The organism is Streptomyces sp. NPDC037410 (genome assembly GCF_055602235.1).
In genome coordinates this window covers 66,336-81,366 of sequence record NZ_JBVJWR010000007.1, presented here as the reverse complement: position 1 = coordinate 81,366, position 15,031 = coordinate 66,336, and the positions used below count along the sequence as shown (strand labels likewise).

The following is a 15,031-nucleotide window of genomic DNA, read 5'->3' as shown; positions in this document are numbered from 1 at the left end:
CCTCAGCTTCCCGTCGATCGGTACGAGCGGATCCCCGCGCGCCACGCAAGGCCCGCCACCCCGCAGCAGACCGCCGCCACCAGCGGCGACACGAACGCCGCCCACTCCGGCACCCCCGCCGGCATCGGCCTCCCCAGGACGTACAGCGCGGGCAGCCAGCTCACGAACGCCAGCGGTACGACGTACACGACACCCCGCACCAGCTCCTGCGCGAAGATCGTCGGCGGGAACTGGAGGAGGTTGTTCCCGCCGTACGTGAAGGAGTTCGTGACCTCCGCCGCGTCCTGGATCCAGAACAGCGTCGACGCGCCGAGCACCATCACCGCGCCGAAGATCACCGCCCCGCACACCACCGTCACCGGCAGCAGCACCACTTTCAGCGGCGTCCACTCCACGTCGACGAGGAACAGACTCCACACCAGGACCGTCAGGCCCTGCGCGACCCTGCCGAACCGCCGCAGCGCGAACCTGTCCGCCGCGACCTGCGCGAGCAGCGGCGCCGGGCGCATCAGGAACGTGTCGAGCGTGCCGTCCCTGACCCGCTTCCCCATCCGCTGGAGCGAGCCCATCGTCAGGTCGGCGAGCCCGAAGGACGTGCCGGCCGTCCCGTAGAGGAGGGCGACCTCCGCGAACGAGAAGCCGCCCAGACCTCGCACCTGACCGAACATCAGGAGGATGACGACGAAGTCGAGGAAGGTCACGCAGAAGTTGGTGACGAGGGTCAGGGCGAAGGAGGAGCGGTACGCCATCGTGGAGCGGATCCACATGCCCGCGACCATCCTGTACGTGCGCCAGGAGGCCCTTATCCCCGTCTCCCCGTACGTGCGTGCGGAGTCCGTCATGAAGGGACTACCCACCCTGCACCACCACCTTCCGCGTCGCCGCCCCCTGCGCCACCCTCCCCGCCCCCAGCAGCACCAGCGCCCAGCAGCCCTGGAAGGCGTACGCCCCCGCCAGTTCCCAGCCCTCGTACCTCCCCAGGTACACATCGGCCGGCACCTGGAGCAGCGACGCCCACGGCAGCAGCCGGGCGAGCTCGCCGAGCGTGCCCGGGAAGACGTTCAGCGGGAGCAGCATCCCCGAGAAGAACAGGCCTGCCAGCCAGGCCACCTGCACCACTCCCTGGCCGTCGAGCAGCCAGAACGCGCTCATCGCCACCAGGTACCAGAGCGCGAAGGCGACCACCGAGCCCAGCGCCACCGCGAGCAGGAACGCGAGCCAGCCGCCCGGCCCCGACGGCAGCGTGAAGTGGAAGACGAGCGCGCCGACGGCCATCGGGGCGACCCCGCGGCCGAGGAGCTGGTAGGCGGTGCGGCCGGCGTTGGCCGAGAACCACCAGGCCTGGAGGTCGGCGGGGCGGTAGAGGTCGACGGCGATGTCGCCGGTCCTGATCCGCTCGATCAGCTCGTCCTCGAAGCCTCCGCCCATGAGTCCGCAGACGGTGATGAGTGCCTGGCCGATCCACACGTAGGCGAGGGCGTCGTCCATGGAGTAGCCGCCGAGGCTGGGCCGTTCGTGCCAGAGGGCGATGTAGGTGGAGGAGAGGACGAGGCCGAAGACGGTGTTGGTGAAGACGCCCGCGGCCGTGGCCACGCGGTACGCGGCGAAGCGCCGGAATCCGCCCGCGGCCACCGTCGCGTACAGCCGCAGCATGCCTGTCCCTTCCGAGCGGTGAAACGGCGAAGCGCACGACCCTAGTGGCCCGCCCGGCGCGCCGCGAGCGGTTTTCGCGCCACCTTCGGGTCGCTTGAGGGAGTTCCGGGGAGTTCCACAGCATTCCGTGCAGTATGTGGTGCTATGTCCCCTTCCTCCGGTATGAGTGATACCAGTTCCTCCGGTATGAGCGATACCAGCGATACCAGCGACGACGATCCCCATCCGAACGGCTGGGAACCCCGGGACCCCACCCTCCCCGCCCCGGCGAAGCGCCGTCGCCGCCCCCGCCGCGTCCTGCGGACCCTCCTCGGGCCCCTCCTGTTCGGCGCGCTCCTGCTCGCCGGCGCCTTCGCCGCCGGCTACCTCCTCGTCGAGATCCCGCCCGCCAACGCCGCCGCCGTCGCCCAGTCCAACGTCTACCTCTACCGGGACGGCACCCCCCTCGCCCGCGACGGCGAGGTCAACCGCGAGAGCGTCCGCCTCGACCAGGTCCCCCTCCCCGTCCGGCGGGCCGTCCTCGCCGCAGAAGAGCGCGACTTCCAGACCTCGCGCGCCGTCGACCCCAAGGCCATGGTCCGCGCCGCCTGGAACACCGTCACCGGCAAGGGCCGCCAGTCCGGTTCCACCATCACCCAGCAGTACGTCAAGAACTACTACCTGGGCCAGGAGCAGACCCTCAGCCGCAAGGCCAAGGAGTTCTTCATCGCGCTCAAGCTCGGCCGCGAGAAGAGCAAGGAGGAGATCCTCCAGGGCTATCTGAACACCAGTTACTTCGGCCGGAACGCGTACGGCATCCAGGCCGCCGCCCGCGCCTACTACGGCAAGGACGTCGAGCGGCTCGACACCGCCGAAGGCGCGTACCTCGCCTCCCTCCTCAAGGCCCCCAGCGCCTACGACGTCACCACCCACCCCGAGAACCGGGCCAAGGCCCTCGCCCGCTGGCACTACGTCCTCGACGGCATGGTCGGCGAGGGCTGGCTCAGCCCCGCCGCCCGCGCCGCCGCCCGCTTCCCCGCCCCCCAGACCGCCCGCGCCGCGACCGCCCTCTCCGGCCAGCGCGGCTACCTCGTGCAGGCCGTCGAGGAGTACCTCACCGACCACGGGATCGTCGACGAGAAGACCCTCGCCGGCGGCGGCTTCCGCATCACCACCACCCTGGAGCCCGCCAAGCAGGAGGCCCTCGTCGACGCCGTCGAGGACCGGGTCGTCTCCCGCCTCGACCCGGCGAGCGCCCCCGCCGACCGGTACGTACGGGTCGGGGCCGCGGCCGTCGACCCGGCGACCGGCAAGGTCCTCGCCATGTACGGCGGCGTCGACTACACCCAGCAGTACGTCAACAACGCCACCCGCCGCGACTACCAGGTCGGCTCCACCTTCAAGCCCTTCGTCTTCACGGCCGCCGTGCAGAACGGCGCCCAGACCCAGCAGGGCCAGCCCATCACCCCGTACACCCTCTACGACGGCACCAACCGGCGCCCGGTCGAAGGGTGGAACGGCAGCCCGTACGACCCCGCCAACGAGGACGACGCGAGCTACGGCGACATCGCCGTCGGCGCCGCCACCGACCTGTCGGTGAACACCGTCTACGCCCAGATGGCGGTCGACGTCGGTCCCACGCAGGTACGGCACACCGCGATCGCCCTCGGCCTGCCCGGCTCCACCCCCGACCTCACCGCCTCCCCCTCCATCGCCCTCGGCCCCGCCACCGCCAGCGTCCTCGACATGGCCTCCGCGTACGCGACGCTCGCCGCGCACGGCCGGAACGGCACGTACCGCCTCGTCGAGGACATCAGCCGCGACGGCCGGCGGCTCGACCTGCCCGCCGTCCCCCGCCGGCAGGCGGTCAGCCGCGAGGCCGCCGACACGACCACATCGGTCCTGCGGAGCGTCGTCGAGACGGGCACGGGCACGGCCGCGCAGGCCGCGGGCCGCCCGGCCGCCGGCAAGACGGGCACGGCGGAGGACGACAAGGCCGCCTGGTTCGCCGGCTACACCCCGGAACTCGCCACGGTCGTCGCGCTCATGGGCCAGGACCCCGAGTCCGGCTCGCAGGAATCCCTGTACGGCGCCCTGGGCCGGCCGCGCATGGACGGCGGCGGGGCGCCCGCCGAGATCTGGGGCCGGTTCACCCGCGAGGCCCTGGACGGGACACCGGCCCGGGACTTCGAACTCCGGCTGATGCCGGGGGCGGAGCCGCCCGCCCCTTCCACGACGGACGGGGCGGAGGGCTGGTACGAGACGGGCGAGGCGGGACCGGGAGCGGCGCACCGCGGCCCCTCACACACTCCGCGTCAGTGACCGCTGGTCGCCTTGAGTCCCACCACGGCGACGAGCAGCAGACCGACGAAGAAGATACGGGCGGCGGTCGCCGGCTCACCGAGCACCACCATGCCGAGCACCGCCGCACCGGCCGCGCCGATGCCGACCCACACGCCGTACGCCGTACCGATCGGCAGCGTCTTGGCCGCCTGCGACAGCAGCATCATGGAGGCGACGATCCCGGCGCCGGTGAGGACGCTGGGCCAGAGCCGGGTGAAGCCGTCGGTGTACTTCATGCCGATGGACCAGCCGACTTCGAGCAGACCGGCGACGACGAGCAGAACCCAGGCCATGACGAGACACCTCCGCGAGACGGATCAACAGGGGTGCGTCGTCTTGTCGTGAACCCGGTAGGGATGAACCCAGTCGGGTGAACCCGGTACGGCGCGTCTCGTCGGGGTGGTTCCAGGCTAGCAAAGAACAGGCAAAGGCCCCGGTGACTCCGGTCACCAGGGCCTTCTCGTGCTTACAGGGCTTACAGGTACAGGCCGGTCGAGTCCGTCGTCCCCATGAACCGGTCCGCGGCCACCGCGTGCAGATCGCGCTCCCGCATCAGGATGTACGCGACACCCCGGACCTCGACCTCGGCGCGGTCCTCGGGGTCGTACAGCACCCGGTCGCCGATCTCGACGGTACGGACGTTCTGACCGACCGCGACCACCTCGGCCCAGGCCAGACGCTTGCCGACGGCGGCCGTCGCCGGGATCAGGATGCCCCCGCCGGAACGCCGCTCACCCTCCGGGGAGTCGGTGCGGACCAGGACCCGGTCGTGGAGCATCCGGATGGGCAGCTTGTCGTGCGTGTTCTCGCTCACCCTGTGAACCTACCTGCCCGGGCGTGTCGCCCGTCGCCAGGTCGCGTCACGCCTTGTGCCTGCGGGACGACGAGACGATCAGGCCGACCACGGCGAGGGCCACGACGGCCGCCGGGACCACCCGCTCCAGGCGCGGCGCGCCGTCCTCGTGGGTGAAGCGCGCCTTCACGTCGGAAACGACCCGGTTGACGGCGACGAAGGCACGTCCGGCCGTCTGGTCGACGGACGCCGCGACCTTCGCCTTGGCGTCCCCGATGATCGTCTTCGGGTGCATCCGAATGCCGATCTCGTCGAGAGTGACGGCGAGCTGCTCGCGCCGGCGGACGATGTCCGCCTCGATCTGCGCAGGGGTCCTGGCCTCCGACACCGCGCTGCCTCCGTAGTCGTAATCGGTCGTTGACGCTCAGTCTGTCAGCTCCGCCGCGATCGGGTCGCCCCAGACCCCCATTAGCGCCCATTAGGCTCTGGAATGCGTACGCGAACATTCCGAGGAGAGCCAGCCATGAGCGAGCGACTGCAGCCCGGCGACACCGCCCCCGCCTTCACCCTTCCCGACGCGGACGGCAACGAGGTCTCCCTCGCGGACCACAAGGGCCGCAAGGTCATCGTCTACTTCTACCCGGCGGCGCTCACCCCGGGCTGCACCAAGCAGGCGTGCGACTTCACCGACAACCTCGACGTCCTGGCCGCCGCCGGCTACGACGTCATCGGCGTCTCGCCCGACAAGCCGGAGAAGCTCGCGAAGTTCCGCGAGAAGGAGAACCTGAAGGTCACGCTGGTCGGCGACCCGTCGAAGGAGACCCTGGCGGCGTACGGCGCCTTCGGCGAGAAGAAGCTGTACGGCAAGGTGGTGACGGGCGTGATCCGCTCCACGGTCGTGGTCGACGAGGACGGCAAGGTCGAGCACGCCTTCTACAACGTCAAGGCCACGGGCCACGTCGCCAAGATCATGAGGGACCTGTCCGTCTGAGCCCCTCCGCCCTCCCTCCCGAAGGCCCGCCCCGAGAGGGGTGGGCCTTCGGCGTCCATACCGGAGAGGGGTCAGCGGGGCGCGGGGGCGAAGGGCCCGTCCAGGGCCGCCCACTGCAGGAGCAGGACGGTCTTGCCGTCGACGATCCGACCGTCCCGGGTCATGGCGAGGGCCTCGGCGAAGGGCAGTTCGAGGACCTCGATGTCCTCGCCGTCCTCCTCCAGACCGCCGCCGGGCCCGGTCCGGTCGGCCGGGGTATAGGGAGCGGCGAAGAAGTGCAGGCGCTCGGTGACGGAGCCGGGACTCATGTACGCGTCGAGGACGTGAGTGAGCGGGCCGAGGGTGACACCGAGCTCCTCGGCGCTCTCGCGGCGGACGGCGGCCGGCGGATCGTCCGCGTCGAGCAGCCCGGCGGCCGCTTCGACGAGCATGCCGTCGGGATGGTCGTTGACGTACGCCGGGTAGCGGAACTGCCGGGTGAGCAGGACGCGGCCGCGCTCGGCGTCGTACGGCAGGACGACCGCGCCGTCGCCCCGGTCGTACGTCTCGCGCTGCAGGGTGACCAGCCGCCCGTCGCGGCGACGGTAGTCGAGGGTGGTGCGGCGCAGGACGTGCCAGCCCTGGGAGGTGAGCTCGACGTCACGGACGACGACATCGGGATTGCGGCCGAGGCCGCGCCCGGCCCGGTCGAGGCCGGTGCGCCCGCGGCGGTCGGGGACGTCGAGGCCGGGCCGGTCGGGCTGGTCGCGGGGGTCGGCGGGGAGGGAGGTCATGCGGCCTCCCTCGGGGCACGGGGCGGGATCTGGGCGACGTCGTCGTGCTTGTCGTCGGTCATGGCGCGCTACGATACATGCAGAAACGTGCAAGAACAGGAGAGAGTACGGATGCTGGCTGCCGAACGGCGGGACCACCTGCTGGACCTGCTCGCCCGCGAGGGCAAGATCGTCGCCAAGGACGTCGCCGCGGCGTTGGGGATCTCCGAGGACAGCGTGCGGCGCGACCTGCGCGATCTCGCGGCCGAGGGACTGTGCCAGAGGGTCTACGGCGGAGCGCTGCCCGTGTCGCCGGCCGTGGTCGACTACCGGGCCCGGCAGACCGTGGCCCCGGACGGCAAACGGAAGGTCGCCGCGGTGGCCGCCGGGCTCGTACGACCCGGCGGCGCCGTGATCCTCGACGGCGGCACCACCGCGCTGGCCGTCGCGCGGGCACTCCCCCAGGACCTGGACTGCACGGTGATCACGCACAGCCCGACGATCGCGGCGGCCCTGCTCGACCACCCTCGGGCGGAGGTCTTCCTACTGGGCGGGCGCATCTTCAAGCACTCGGCGGTCGCGTGCGGCGCGGCGGCGGTCGAGGCCGCGCAGAACGTCTCCGCCGACCTGTGCCTGCTCGGCGTCACGGGGGTGCATCCCGAGGCGGGACTGACGACCGGCGACGCGGAGGAGGCGGCGATGAAGCGCACCCTGGCGGGACGGGCCGCGGACACGTACGTCCTCGCCTCCTCGGAGAAGATCGGCACGGCGTCACGCTTCCGGGTCCTGCCCTGGGAGGAGATCACGGGCCTGATCACGGACGCCGCCCCGGACGACCCGGTCCTCGACCAGCTCACGACACAGGGCATCGAAATCCTGACGGCCGACTGACGAGCCCGCCCCGACACGATATTCGTACGCGATATGACGTGACCGTCCGATATTCGGGTCGTTAGTCCGTACGAGATCCGTACTGGGGAGGGGACGACTCGATGGGGACGAGCGCGTATACGAGGGAGCGGCTCAGCGCCGCCGTGGCGGAGTCGAAGGGGTGGGCGGACCTCATGCGCCGCCTCGGAGTCGGCGAGAGCGGCGGACGGCGCCGGACGCTGCAGGCGAAGGTCGCCGAGTACGACATCGACACCAGCCATTTCAAGCAGCGCAGCCCTTGGCGCAAGTACACGGACAGCGTCATCGCCGACGCGGTCGCCTCCTCGACAACGCTGCGTGAAGTCGTACAGAAGCTCGGCGTGCCACCGGCCACAGGAACGCTCTCGCACATCCGGCGGCGAATCGCGGCGGCCGGAATCGACGTGAGCCACTTCCCCGGACTGAACCGCTCGATCACCGACCTCCCGTTCACCACAGGCGAGCTCCGGGCGGCCGCAGCATCCACGCACAGCGTCAGAGAGACGGCCCGGCTTCTGGGCGTGGCTGATGACAGCCGGTCCCGCGCCACACTGAGGCACATGCTCGACGTGCGCGGGATCGACATCGCTCACTTCACCCACAGGCGCGCCACAGTGCCGGAGGATCGCCTACTGGCAGCAGTGACCGCTGCGGCCAGCTTCGCCGATGTGATACGCACGCTCAGCCTCCCCGTGAGCGACCAGAATCATCGCCGGGTGCGCCGACGGGTGGCCGAACTGGGCCTGGACACGTCGCACTTCAAACGCCGCACATGGGGCACCGTGCGAGTCGTGGCACCGAAAGCCATCGCGTGACGATCCTTCCGGGTGCGCCCGGAAGGATCGTCACGCGAGAACCGCGACCGGCTCCAACGTGCCCTCGCCGAGGTGGGCGTCCCGTATCGCTGCGTCGAGTGCGGGAACGAGGGCGCGTGGCGGGGCCGAACCATCACCCTGCAGATCGACCACATCAACGGGAACTGGCTCGACAACCGTCGCGAGAACCTTCGCTACCTGTGCCCCAACTGCCACTCGATGACCGACACATGGTGCCGAGGAGGGAACCGCCGCCAGTCGGTCTAGACACCCCTGCCCCAAGCCGCCGCCCGCCCGCTACCATGACAGGCGTCCAGCGGCCTTGGCGGAACGGCAGACGCCTCGCGTTTAGGGCGCGATGGGAGCAATCCCGTGAGGGTTCGAATCCCTCAGGCCGCACGAACCATCGATTCGAAGGCCTCACTCAAACTCGGGTGAGGCCTTCGCTGCGCCTGCTCAGCCCAGCAGTTCCCGCACCACGGGCACCAGGGCCCTGAACGCCTTGCCTCGGTGGCTGATCGCGTTCTTCTCGGCCGGGGTCAGCTGCGCGCAGGTGACGTCGTACCCCTTCGGCTGGAGGATCGGGTCGTAGCCGAAGCCGTTCGTGCCGACCGGGGCGTGGCGCAGTACACCCTCCATGCGGCCTTCGACCACTCGTTCCGTGCCGTCCGGGAGCGCCAGGGCCGCCGCGCAGGCGAAGTGGGCTCCTCGGTGGGCGTCGTCGATGTCCGAGAGCTGGGCCAGCAGGAGGTTCAGGTTCGCGCGGTCGTCGCCGTGGGCGCCTGCCCAGCGGGCCGAGAAGATGCCGGGGGCGCCGTTCAGGACGTCGACGCAGAGGCCCGAGTCGTCGGCCACGGCCGGGAGGCCGGTGGCCCGGGCCAGGGCGTGGGCCTTCAGGAGGGCGTTCTCGGCGAAGGTGACGCCTGTTTCCTTGACGTCGGGGATCTCCGGGTACGCGTCCGCGCCTACGAGTTCGAGGTCGAGGCCCGCGTCGGCGAGGATCGCGTGGAGTTCGGTGATCTTGCCCGCGTTGCGGGTGGCGAGGATCAGGCGCTGTCGGGTCATGCCCACGATTATCCCGGCGTGCAGACCTTGGCCACCTCGCCCGCCGCGTCCGTGATCGGCGTGATGTCCGGGGTCGTGTCGCCGTTCTTGACCGCCGTACGGACGGAGTCCACGCCCTTCGTCAGGTCGTCGACCGCCTTGGACAGGTCGGCGTTGTCCGTCGTGTCCTTGATGTTGCCCAGTTCCGTGGAGATCGAGTTCAGGGACTCCTCGATCTGCGTCACGTCGTTCGACGCGTTGGAGACCGCCTGCTGGAGGTTCTGGACGGACGTGGCTATCGCGTCAGCCGTGTTGACGCAGTCCATCGCCGTGTCGAGCGCTCCGCAGCCGCTCAGGACGGTGGTCAGCGCGGCGGCCGTGGCCGTGGCGAGTGCGAGACGGTGCTTCGGCTTCAAGGCGAGTCCTCCCCCAGATATACATACAGACGTGCGGACGGGCGGGCGCCCGATCGTATCCGGGTGCCCGCCCGTCAGGACGCAGTGCGGTGTCAGAGGGTTCCTTCGAGGGCCTTGCGCTGGATCTCGGCCAGTTCGGCGCAGCCGCCGGACGCGAGGTCGAGGAGGGCGTTGAGCTCCTTGCGGTCGAAGGGCTCGGCCTCGGCGGTGCCCTGGACCTCGACGAAGCGGCCGTCGCCAGTGCAGACGACGTTCATGTCGGTGTCGGCGCGGACGTCCTCCTCGTAGCAGAGGTCGAGGAGGGGGACGCCGTCGACGATGCCGACGGAGACGGCGGAGACCGTGCCGGTGAGGGGCTTGCGGCCGGCCTTCACCAGCTTCTTGTTCTGCGCCCAGGTGATGGCGTCGGCCAGGGCCACGTAGGCGCCGGTGATCGCCGCCGTACGGGTGCCGCCGTCGGCCTGGAGGACGTCGCAGTCGAGGACGATCGTGTTCTCGCCGAGCGCCTTGTAGTCGATGACGGCGCGCAGGGAGCGGCCGATGAGGCGGGAGATCTCGTGGGTGCGGCCGCCGATCTTGCCGCGGACGGATTCGCGGTCGCCGCGGGTGTTGGTGGCGCGGGGGAGCATGGAGTACTCACCGGTCACCCAGCCTTCGCCGCTGCCCTTGCGCCAGCGCGGGACGCCTTCGGTGACGGAGGCGGTGCAGAAGACCTTGGTGTCGCCGAAGGAGATGAGGACGGAGCCCTCGGCGTGCTTGCTCCAGGCCCGTTCGATGGTGACGGGGCGGAGCTGTTCGGGGGTACGGCCGTCGATGCGAGACATGGGACGAGCCTATCGGGATGTGCCGGACATGACGGAGGGCCCGTTCCCCCGACGAGCCGGACATGACGGAGGGCCCGTTCCCCTGCCGGAACGGGCCCTCGTCGATGTGAGTCAGTGGCTCACATCAGGTCTTCGATCTCCGCGGCGATCGGGTCGGCGTCGGTGCCGATGACGACCTGGATGGCGGTGCCCATCTTCACGACGCCGTGGGCGCCGGCGGCCTTCAGGGCGGCCTCGTCGACGAGCGCGGCGTCGACGACCTCGGTGCGCAGGCGGGTGATGCAGCCTTCGACCTCTTCGATGTTGTCGATGCCGCCGAGCCCGGCGATGATCTTCTCAGCCTTGGTGGCCATGTGTTTCTCCCTGTCCGTTCCGTTCGCGCGAACGCGAATCTCGGCGCACCTGCGGTCCGCTTTGTCACGGTAACCCACGGTTGGCCCAACTTCGCGAGCGAGTGCCGCCGTTCTGCCGAATGATGACGATCACCGGCGGCCTGTCCTCAGCGGGCTCCCGGAGCCTACCGCAACTGGTCTACACCAGTCTGCAACGAGATGCGGGCCCGGCTTGTTCCGGGCAGGGAGGACGCCGATGAGTACCGACAGCCCCGCCGCGACGCCGAAACCCGAACCGGAACCGGCACCCAAGCCGAAGAAGGCCGTGTCCTGGGGCGGGCTCTTCCAGGGCCTCCAGAAGATGGGCCGCAGCCTCCAGCTCCCCATCGCCGTCCTCCCGGCGGCCGGCATCATCAACCGTCTTGGGCAGCCGGACGTGTTCGGCGCCGAAGGTCTCGGCTGGGACAACGTCGCGAAGGTGATGGCGGGCGCCGGCGGCGCGCTGCTCGACGGCAGTCTCGGTCTGCCGCTGCTGTTCTGCATCGGTGTCGCGATCGGCATGGCGAAGAAGGCGGACGGCTCGACCGCGCTCGCCGCGGTGGTCGGCTTCCTCGTCTACTACAACGTGCTGCGCCAGTTCCCGAAGGACTGCCCGAAGGGCACGGTGGACGTGGCCGGCGGCTGCCTCTCGCCCGAGCAGGTCTTCACCGGGTACACGTACCAGAACCCCGGCGTCTTCGGCGGCATCGTGATGGGCCTGATGGCGGCCTGGTTCTGGCAGCGCTACCACCGGACGAAGCTGGTCGACTGGCTCGGCTTCTTCAACGGGCGCCGGCTCGTGCCGATCATCATGACGTTCGTGGCGATCGCGTTCGCCGCGATCTGCCTGTGGGTCTGGCCGCCGATCGGCGACGGCCTGGAGAACTTCAGCGACTGGCTGGTCGGGCTCGGCGCCTGGGGTTCGGGCATCTTCGGCCTCGCGAACCGCGCGCTGCTCGTCATCGGCCTGCACCAGTTCCTGAACGTGCCCATCTGGTTCCAGTTCGGCACGTACACCAAGCCGGACGGCACGGTGGTGCACGGCGACATCCCCATGTTCCTCGCGGGCGACCCGAACGCCGGTCAGTTCCTGACGGGCTTCTTCCCGATCATGATGTTCGCCCTGCCCGCCGCGGCGCTCGCGATCGCCCACACCGCCAAGCCGAACCGCCGCAAGGCGGTCAGCGGCATGATGCTCTCGGTCGCGCTGACCTCGTTCGTCACGGGCATCACCGAGCCGATCGAGTACTCGTTCCTCTTCATCGCGCCGGTGCTGTTCGTGATCCACGCCGTCCTTACCGGTGTCTCGATGGCGCTGACCTGGGCGCTCGGCGTGAAGGACGGTTTCAGCTTCTCGGCCGGCCTGATCGACTACGTGATCAACTGGAACCTCGCGACGAAGCCGTGGCTGATCATCCCGATCGGGCTCGGGTTCGCGGTCGTGTACTACGTGATCTTCCGGTTCGCGATCACCAAGTTCAACCTCCAGACGCCCGGCCGCGAGCCGGACGAGATCGAGGAGGAGATCGAGCGGGAGAACGTCAAGTAGCCCGCGGTCAGTACGTCAGGTAGCCCCTCGATCACCTTGCGTTCACCTCGCGATCCCTGACCGTTTTCGGGGCTTTCGGCCCCCGCGTAAGGCCCATGGAAGGCCCCCGGACCTGACCGTCCGGGGGCCTTTTGTCGTGCATTTCAGGCTATGGCTGAGCACACAAAATTCGCAGGTTCCTTATCTAAGTCTCACGTGCTACAACTGGTCTACACCACTCATTGGTGTAGACCACGCGGTCCAGACCACCGCGTTCCACGAGACGCCGCCGTCACCCCCTTTTCCCAGCTCTGGCGGCGCCTTGCCTTACTGGAGGAAGTTGATGAGTACGGCCACCGCCCAGGCCGCCGCTCCCGCGAAGAAGCGCGGATCCGGCCTGTTCCAGGGTCTGCAGAAGGTCGGTCGCAGCCTGCAGCTGCCGATCGCCGTTCTGCCGGCCGCGGGTATCTTGCTCCGTCTCGGCCAGGCCGACGTCTTCGGCAAGGACGGACTCGGTTGGGACAAGGTCGCCTCCGTGTTCGCCACGGCCGGCGGCGCGGTCTTCGACAACCTGCCCCTGCTCTTCTGCATCGGCGTCGCCATCGGCTTCGCCAAGAAGGCGGACGGCTCCACCGCCCTGGCCGCGCTCGTCGGCTTCCTGGTCTACAGCAACGTGCTGAAGGCCTTCCCGATCACCGAGGCCGTCGTCAACACGACCGCCAACAAGGGTGTCGACGTCGCCGCGACGTACAACAACCCGGGTGTCCTCGGCGGCATCCTGATGGGTCTGCTCTCGGCCGTCCTGTGGCAGCGGTTCCACCGCACCAAGCTCGTCGACTGGCTCGGCTTCTTCAACGGCCGCCGTCTCGTCCCGATCATCATGGCCTTCGTCGGCACCGCCGTCGGCGTCGTCTTCGGCCTGGTCTGGGAGCCGATCGGTGAGGGCATCTCCAGCTTCGGCGAGTGGATGACCGGCCTCGGCGCCGGTGGCGCCGGCCTCTTCGGCCTCATCAACCGCGCGCTGATCCCCGTCGGCATGCACCAGTTCGTGAACACCGTCTCCTGGTTCCAGATCGGTGACTTCACCAACGCCGCCGGCGAGGTCGTCCACGGTGACCTCAACCGCTTCTTCGCCGGTGACCCGAGCGCCGGAATCTTCATGTCGGGCTTCTTCCCGATCATGATGTTCGGCCTCCCGGCCGCCGCGATCGCCATCGCCCACGCCGCCCGCCCCGAGCGCCGCAAGGCCGTCATGGGCATGATGATCTCCCTCGCGCTGACCTCCTTCGTCACCGGTATCACCGAGCCGATCGAGTTCACGTTCATGTTCATCGCGCCGGTCCTGTACGCGATCCACGCGGTCCTGACCGCCGTCTCCATGGCCGTCACCTGGGCCTTCGGCGTCCACGCGGGCTTCACCTTCTCCGCCGGCGGCATCGACTACCTGCTCAACTGGAACCTCGCGACCAAGCCGTGGATGATCATCCCGATCGGCCTCGTCTTCGCGGCGATCTACTACGTGGTCTTCCGCTTCGCGATCACCAAGTTCAACCTCCCCACCCCGGGCCGCGAGTCCGACGAGGAGCTCGAGGACCTCACCAAGGCGTGAGCCTCGCCCGTACGCAGGAAGGGCCCCGGAACCGTACGTCGGTTCCGGGGCCCTTCCCGTATGCGCGGAAGCCCGTATGCGCGGCAGCCTCAGATCTCGTAGACCGCGCCCGGCCTCGCCAGCTCCGACGGGCCCTCGTAGATCTCGCGCGCGTCCCGCAGGTTCCGCTCGGCGTCCGTCCACGGCGGGATGTGGGTCAGCACCAGGCGTCCCACCCCCGCGCGGGCCGCGTGCGCGCCGGCCTCCCGGCCGTTGAGGTGGAGGTCCGGGACGTCCTCCTTGCCGTGCGTGAAGGAGGCCTCGCAGAGGAAGAGGTCGGCGCCGTCGGCGAGGTCGTGCAGCGCGTCGCAGACACCGGTGTCCCCGGAGTACGTGAGCACACGGCCGCCGTGCTCGACCCGGATGCCGTACGCCTCGACCGGGTGGCACACCTTCTCCGTACGGATCGAGAAGGGGCCGATCTCGAAGGTGCCGCCCGACTTCAGCGTGTGGAAGTCGAAGACCTCGCTCATCGAGGTGTCCGAGGGCGTGTCGGCGTACGCCGTCGTCAGCCGCTGCTCGGCGCCCTCCGGCGCGTACACCGGGATCGCGTCGCAGCGTCCGCCCTCGTGCCGGTAGTACCGGGCGACGAAGTACCCGCACATGTCGATGCAGTGGTCCGCGTGCAGGTGGCTGAGGAAGATCGCGTCGAGGTCGTACAGACCGATGTGGCGCTGCAGCTCGCCCAGGGCGCCGTTGCCCATGTCGAGGAGCAGCCGGAAGCCGTCGGCCTCGACGAGGTAGCTCGAACAGGCCGAATCCGCGGACGGGAACGACCCGGAGCAGCCGACGACGGTGAGCTTCATGGAGCGAGGACCTCCGTGGACGGGTGCGGAAAGCGCGCTGAGGGAGGGGAGGCTGTGCGGTCAGTCGAGCGTAAGGCGCACCCGGGCCCGACGCTCCTTCGTGGTGCCCCGTTGTGGGCGAACTCACGGGCTCTGTCACCGGTTCGGATGGATGGCGGG

18 protein-coding genes, 1 tRNA gene and 1 riboswitch are annotated in these 15,031 nt (G+C 69.7%); of the genes, 8 read left to right on the top strand and 11 right to left on the bottom strand.

Features of this window, described 5'->3' with window-relative positions; all coding sequences use genetic code 11:
* Positions 1-2: 2 nt before the first annotated feature.
* Together ACZ7HT_RS13680 and ACZ7HT_RS13675 are read right to left on the bottom strand one after the other, a co-directional pair.
* Positions 3-842 (bottom strand): ABC transporter permease, encoded by an 840-nt coding sequence (locus ACZ7HT_RS13680; RefSeq protein ID WP_471164249.1) that lies wholly within the window; start codon positions 840-842, stop codon positions 3-5.
* Between the two features lie 7 nt (positions 843-849).
* A complete protein-coding gene (locus ACZ7HT_RS13675; protein WP_471164851.1) occupies positions 850-1,650 on the bottom strand; it encodes an ABC transporter permease in 801 nt (266 codons plus the stop codon).
* A 147-nt stretch (positions 1,651-1,797) separates the two neighbouring features.
* On the opposite strand from ACZ7HT_RS13675, the gene ACZ7HT_RS13670 reads away from it, so the two are divergent.
* Positions 1,798-3,954 carry a transglycosylase domain-containing protein gene (locus ACZ7HT_RS13670; protein WP_471164246.1) on the top strand — a complete coding sequence of 719 codons (2,157 nt, stop codon included), beginning with the start codon at positions 1,798-1,800 and terminating at the stop codon, positions 3,952-3,954.
* On the opposite strand, the gene ACZ7HT_RS13665 is transcribed toward ACZ7HT_RS13670, so the two are convergent.
* The 3 genes from ACZ7HT_RS13665 to ACZ7HT_RS13655 all read right to left on the bottom strand — a co-directional run bounded on the left by ACZ7HT_RS13665 (position 3,948) and on the right by ACZ7HT_RS13655 (position 5,156).
* A complete protein-coding gene (locus ACZ7HT_RS13665; RefSeq protein WP_471164244.1) occupies positions 3,948-4,268 on the bottom strand; it encodes a DMT family transporter in 321 nt (106 codons plus the stop codon). The two genes, ACZ7HT_RS13670 and ACZ7HT_RS13665, sit on opposite strands and share 7 nt — an antisense overlap.
* 32 nt (positions 4,269-4,300) lie before the next feature.
* A riboswitch (guanidine-III (ykkC-III) riboswitch) is annotated at positions 4,301-4,395 on the bottom strand.
* A 55-nt stretch (positions 4,396-4,450) separates the two neighbouring features.
* Positions 4,451-4,789: a GroES family chaperonin gene (locus ACZ7HT_RS13660; RefSeq protein ID WP_471164241.1), complete on the bottom strand. Its 339-nt coding sequence runs from the start codon at positions 4,787-4,789 to the stop codon at positions 4,451-4,453.
* Positions 4,790-4,835: 46 nt separating this feature from the next.
* On the bottom strand, positions 4,836-5,156 hold the full coding sequence (locus tag ACZ7HT_RS13655) for a DUF3618 domain-containing protein (RefSeq protein WP_471164239.1): 321 nt from the start codon (positions 5,154-5,156) through the stop codon (positions 4,836-4,838).
* Between the two features lie 135 nt (positions 5,157-5,291).
* Between ACZ7HT_RS13655 and bcp the strand changes: the two genes are divergently transcribed.
* A complete protein-coding gene (gene bcp, locus ACZ7HT_RS13650; protein ID WP_471164237.1) occupies positions 5,292-5,759 on the top strand; it encodes a thioredoxin-dependent thiol peroxidase in 468 nt (155 codons plus the stop codon).
* 71 nt (positions 5,760-5,830) lie between these two features.
* Here the strand turns inward: bcp and ACZ7HT_RS13645 are convergent, their stop codons facing one another.
* Positions 5,831-6,532 (bottom strand): NUDIX domain-containing protein, encoded by a 702-nt coding sequence (locus ACZ7HT_RS13645; RefSeq protein WP_471164234.1) that lies wholly within the window; start codon positions 6,530-6,532, stop codon positions 5,831-5,833.
* Positions 6,533-6,643: 111 nt separating this feature from the next.
* Here ACZ7HT_RS13645 and ACZ7HT_RS13640 point away from each other — a divergent pair, with 111 nt between their 5' ends.
* The 4 genes from ACZ7HT_RS13640 (at position 6,644) to ACZ7HT_RS13625 (ending at position 8,634) form a co-directional block, all read left to right on the top strand.
* Positions 6,644-7,402 (top strand): DeoR/GlpR family DNA-binding transcription regulator, encoded by a 759-nt coding sequence (locus ACZ7HT_RS13640; protein WP_471164232.1) that lies wholly within the window; start codon positions 6,644-6,646, stop codon positions 7,400-7,402.
* Between the two features lie 173 nt (positions 7,403-7,575).
* A complete protein-coding gene (locus ACZ7HT_RS13635; RefSeq protein ID WP_471164229.1) occupies positions 7,576-8,235 on the top strand; it encodes a hypothetical protein in 660 nt (219 codons plus the stop codon).
* Positions 8,236-8,247: 12 nt separating this feature from the next.
* Positions 8,248-8,502 carry an HNH endonuclease signature motif containing protein gene (locus tag ACZ7HT_RS13630; protein WP_471164226.1) on the top strand — a complete coding sequence of 85 codons (255 nt, stop codon included), beginning with the start codon at positions 8,248-8,250 and terminating at the stop codon, positions 8,500-8,502.
* 49 nt (positions 8,503-8,551) lie between these two features.
* Positions 8,552-8,634 (top strand) — tRNA-Leu (locus ACZ7HT_RS13625).
* A gap of 57 nt (positions 8,635-8,691) precedes the next feature.
* Here ACZ7HT_RS13625 and rdgB read toward each other — a convergent pair.
* The 4 genes from rdgB to ACZ7HT_RS13605 form a co-directional block, all read right to left on the bottom strand.
* A complete protein-coding gene (gene rdgB / locus ACZ7HT_RS13620) occupies positions 8,692-9,300 on the bottom strand; it encodes an RdgB/HAM1 family non-canonical purine NTP pyrophosphatase (protein ID WP_471164223.1) in 609 nt (202 codons plus the stop codon).
* 8 nt (positions 9,301-9,308) lie between these two features.
* Positions 9,309-9,695 (bottom strand): hypothetical protein, encoded by a 387-nt coding sequence (locus tag ACZ7HT_RS13615; protein ID WP_471164220.1) that lies wholly within the window; start codon positions 9,693-9,695, stop codon positions 9,309-9,311.
* Positions 9,696-9,787: 92 nt separating this feature from the next.
* Entirely contained in the window at positions 9,788-10,519 is a 732-nt protein-coding gene (gene rph, locus ACZ7HT_RS13610) for a ribonuclease PH (RefSeq protein ID WP_471164216.1), read from the bottom strand.
* 119 nt (positions 10,520-10,638) lie between these two features.
* A complete protein-coding gene (locus tag ACZ7HT_RS13605; RefSeq protein WP_376480285.1) occupies positions 10,639-10,911 on the bottom strand; it encodes a PTS sugar transporter subunit IIB in 273 nt (90 codons plus the stop codon).
* Positions 10,912-11,107: 196 nt separating this feature from the next.
* On the opposite strand from ACZ7HT_RS13605, the gene ACZ7HT_RS13600 reads away from it, so the two are divergent.
* Both ACZ7HT_RS13600 and ACZ7HT_RS13595 read left to right on the top strand, forming a co-directional pair.
* The gene (locus ACZ7HT_RS13600; protein WP_471164213.1) at positions 11,108-12,439 is read left to right on the top strand and encodes a PTS transporter subunit EIIC; all 1,332 of its coding nucleotides are present in this window, start codon (positions 11,108-11,110) and stop codon (positions 12,437-12,439) included.
* Positions 12,440-12,761: 322 nt separating this feature from the next.
* Positions 12,762-14,027, top strand: a complete 1,266-nt coding sequence (locus tag ACZ7HT_RS13595; protein WP_471164211.1) for a PTS transporter subunit EIIC — start codon at positions 12,762-12,764, stop codon at positions 14,025-14,027.
* An 89-nt stretch (positions 14,028-14,116) separates the two neighbouring features.
* On the opposite strand, the gene ACZ7HT_RS13590 is transcribed toward ACZ7HT_RS13595, so the two are convergent.
* The gene (locus tag ACZ7HT_RS13590; RefSeq protein WP_471164208.1) at positions 14,117-14,872 is read right to left on the bottom strand and encodes an MBL fold metallo-hydrolase; all 756 of its coding nucleotides are present in this window, start codon (positions 14,870-14,872) and stop codon (positions 14,117-14,119) included.
* Positions 14,873-15,031: the final 159 nt, after the last annotated feature.

Bases quoted from the DNA above. Each gene is read 5' to 3' on its own strand.
- ACZ7HT_RS13680 (WP_471164249.1), bottom strand. From the start codon at position 842: ATGACGGACTCCGCACGCACGTACGGGGAGACGGGGATAAGGGCCTCC.
- ACZ7HT_RS13670 (WP_471164246.1), top strand. From the start codon at position 1,798: ATGTCCCCTTCCTCCGGTATGAGTGATACCAGTTCCTCCGGTATGAGC.
- ACZ7HT_RS13665 (WP_471164244.1), bottom strand. From the start codon at position 4,268: ATGGCCTGGGTTCTGCTCGTCGTCGCCGGTCTGCTCGAAGTCGGCTGG.
- bcp (WP_471164237.1), top strand. From the start codon at position 5,292: ATGAGCGAGCGACTGCAGCCCGGCGACACCGCCCCCGCCTTCACCCTT.
- ACZ7HT_RS13645 (WP_471164234.1), bottom strand. From the start codon at position 6,532: ATGACCTCCCTCCCCGCCGACCCCCGCGACCAGCCCGACCGGCCCGGC.
- ACZ7HT_RS13640 (WP_471164232.1), top strand. From the start codon at position 6,644: ATGCTGGCTGCCGAACGGCGGGACCACCTGCTGGACCTGCTCGCCCGC.
- ACZ7HT_RS13635 (WP_471164229.1), top strand. From the start codon at position 7,576: ATGCGCCGCCTCGGAGTCGGCGAGAGCGGCGGACGGCGCCGGACGCTG.
- rdgB (WP_471164223.1), bottom strand. From the start codon at position 9,300: ATGACCCGACAGCGCCTGATCCTCGCCACCCGCAACGCGGGCAAGATC.
- rph (WP_471164216.1), bottom strand. From the start codon at position 10,519: ATGTCTCGCATCGACGGCCGTACCCCCGAACAGCTCCGCCCCGTCACC.
- ACZ7HT_RS13600 (WP_471164213.1), top strand. From the start codon at position 11,108: ATGAGTACCGACAGCCCCGCCGCGACGCCGAAACCCGAACCGGAACCG.
- ACZ7HT_RS13595 (WP_471164211.1), top strand. From the start codon at position 12,762: ATGAGTACGGCCACCGCCCAGGCCGCCGCTCCCGCGAAGAAGCGCGGA.
- ACZ7HT_RS13590 (WP_471164208.1), bottom strand. From the start codon at position 14,872: ATGAAGCTCACCGTCGTCGGCTGCTCCGGGTCGTTCCCGTCCGCGGAT.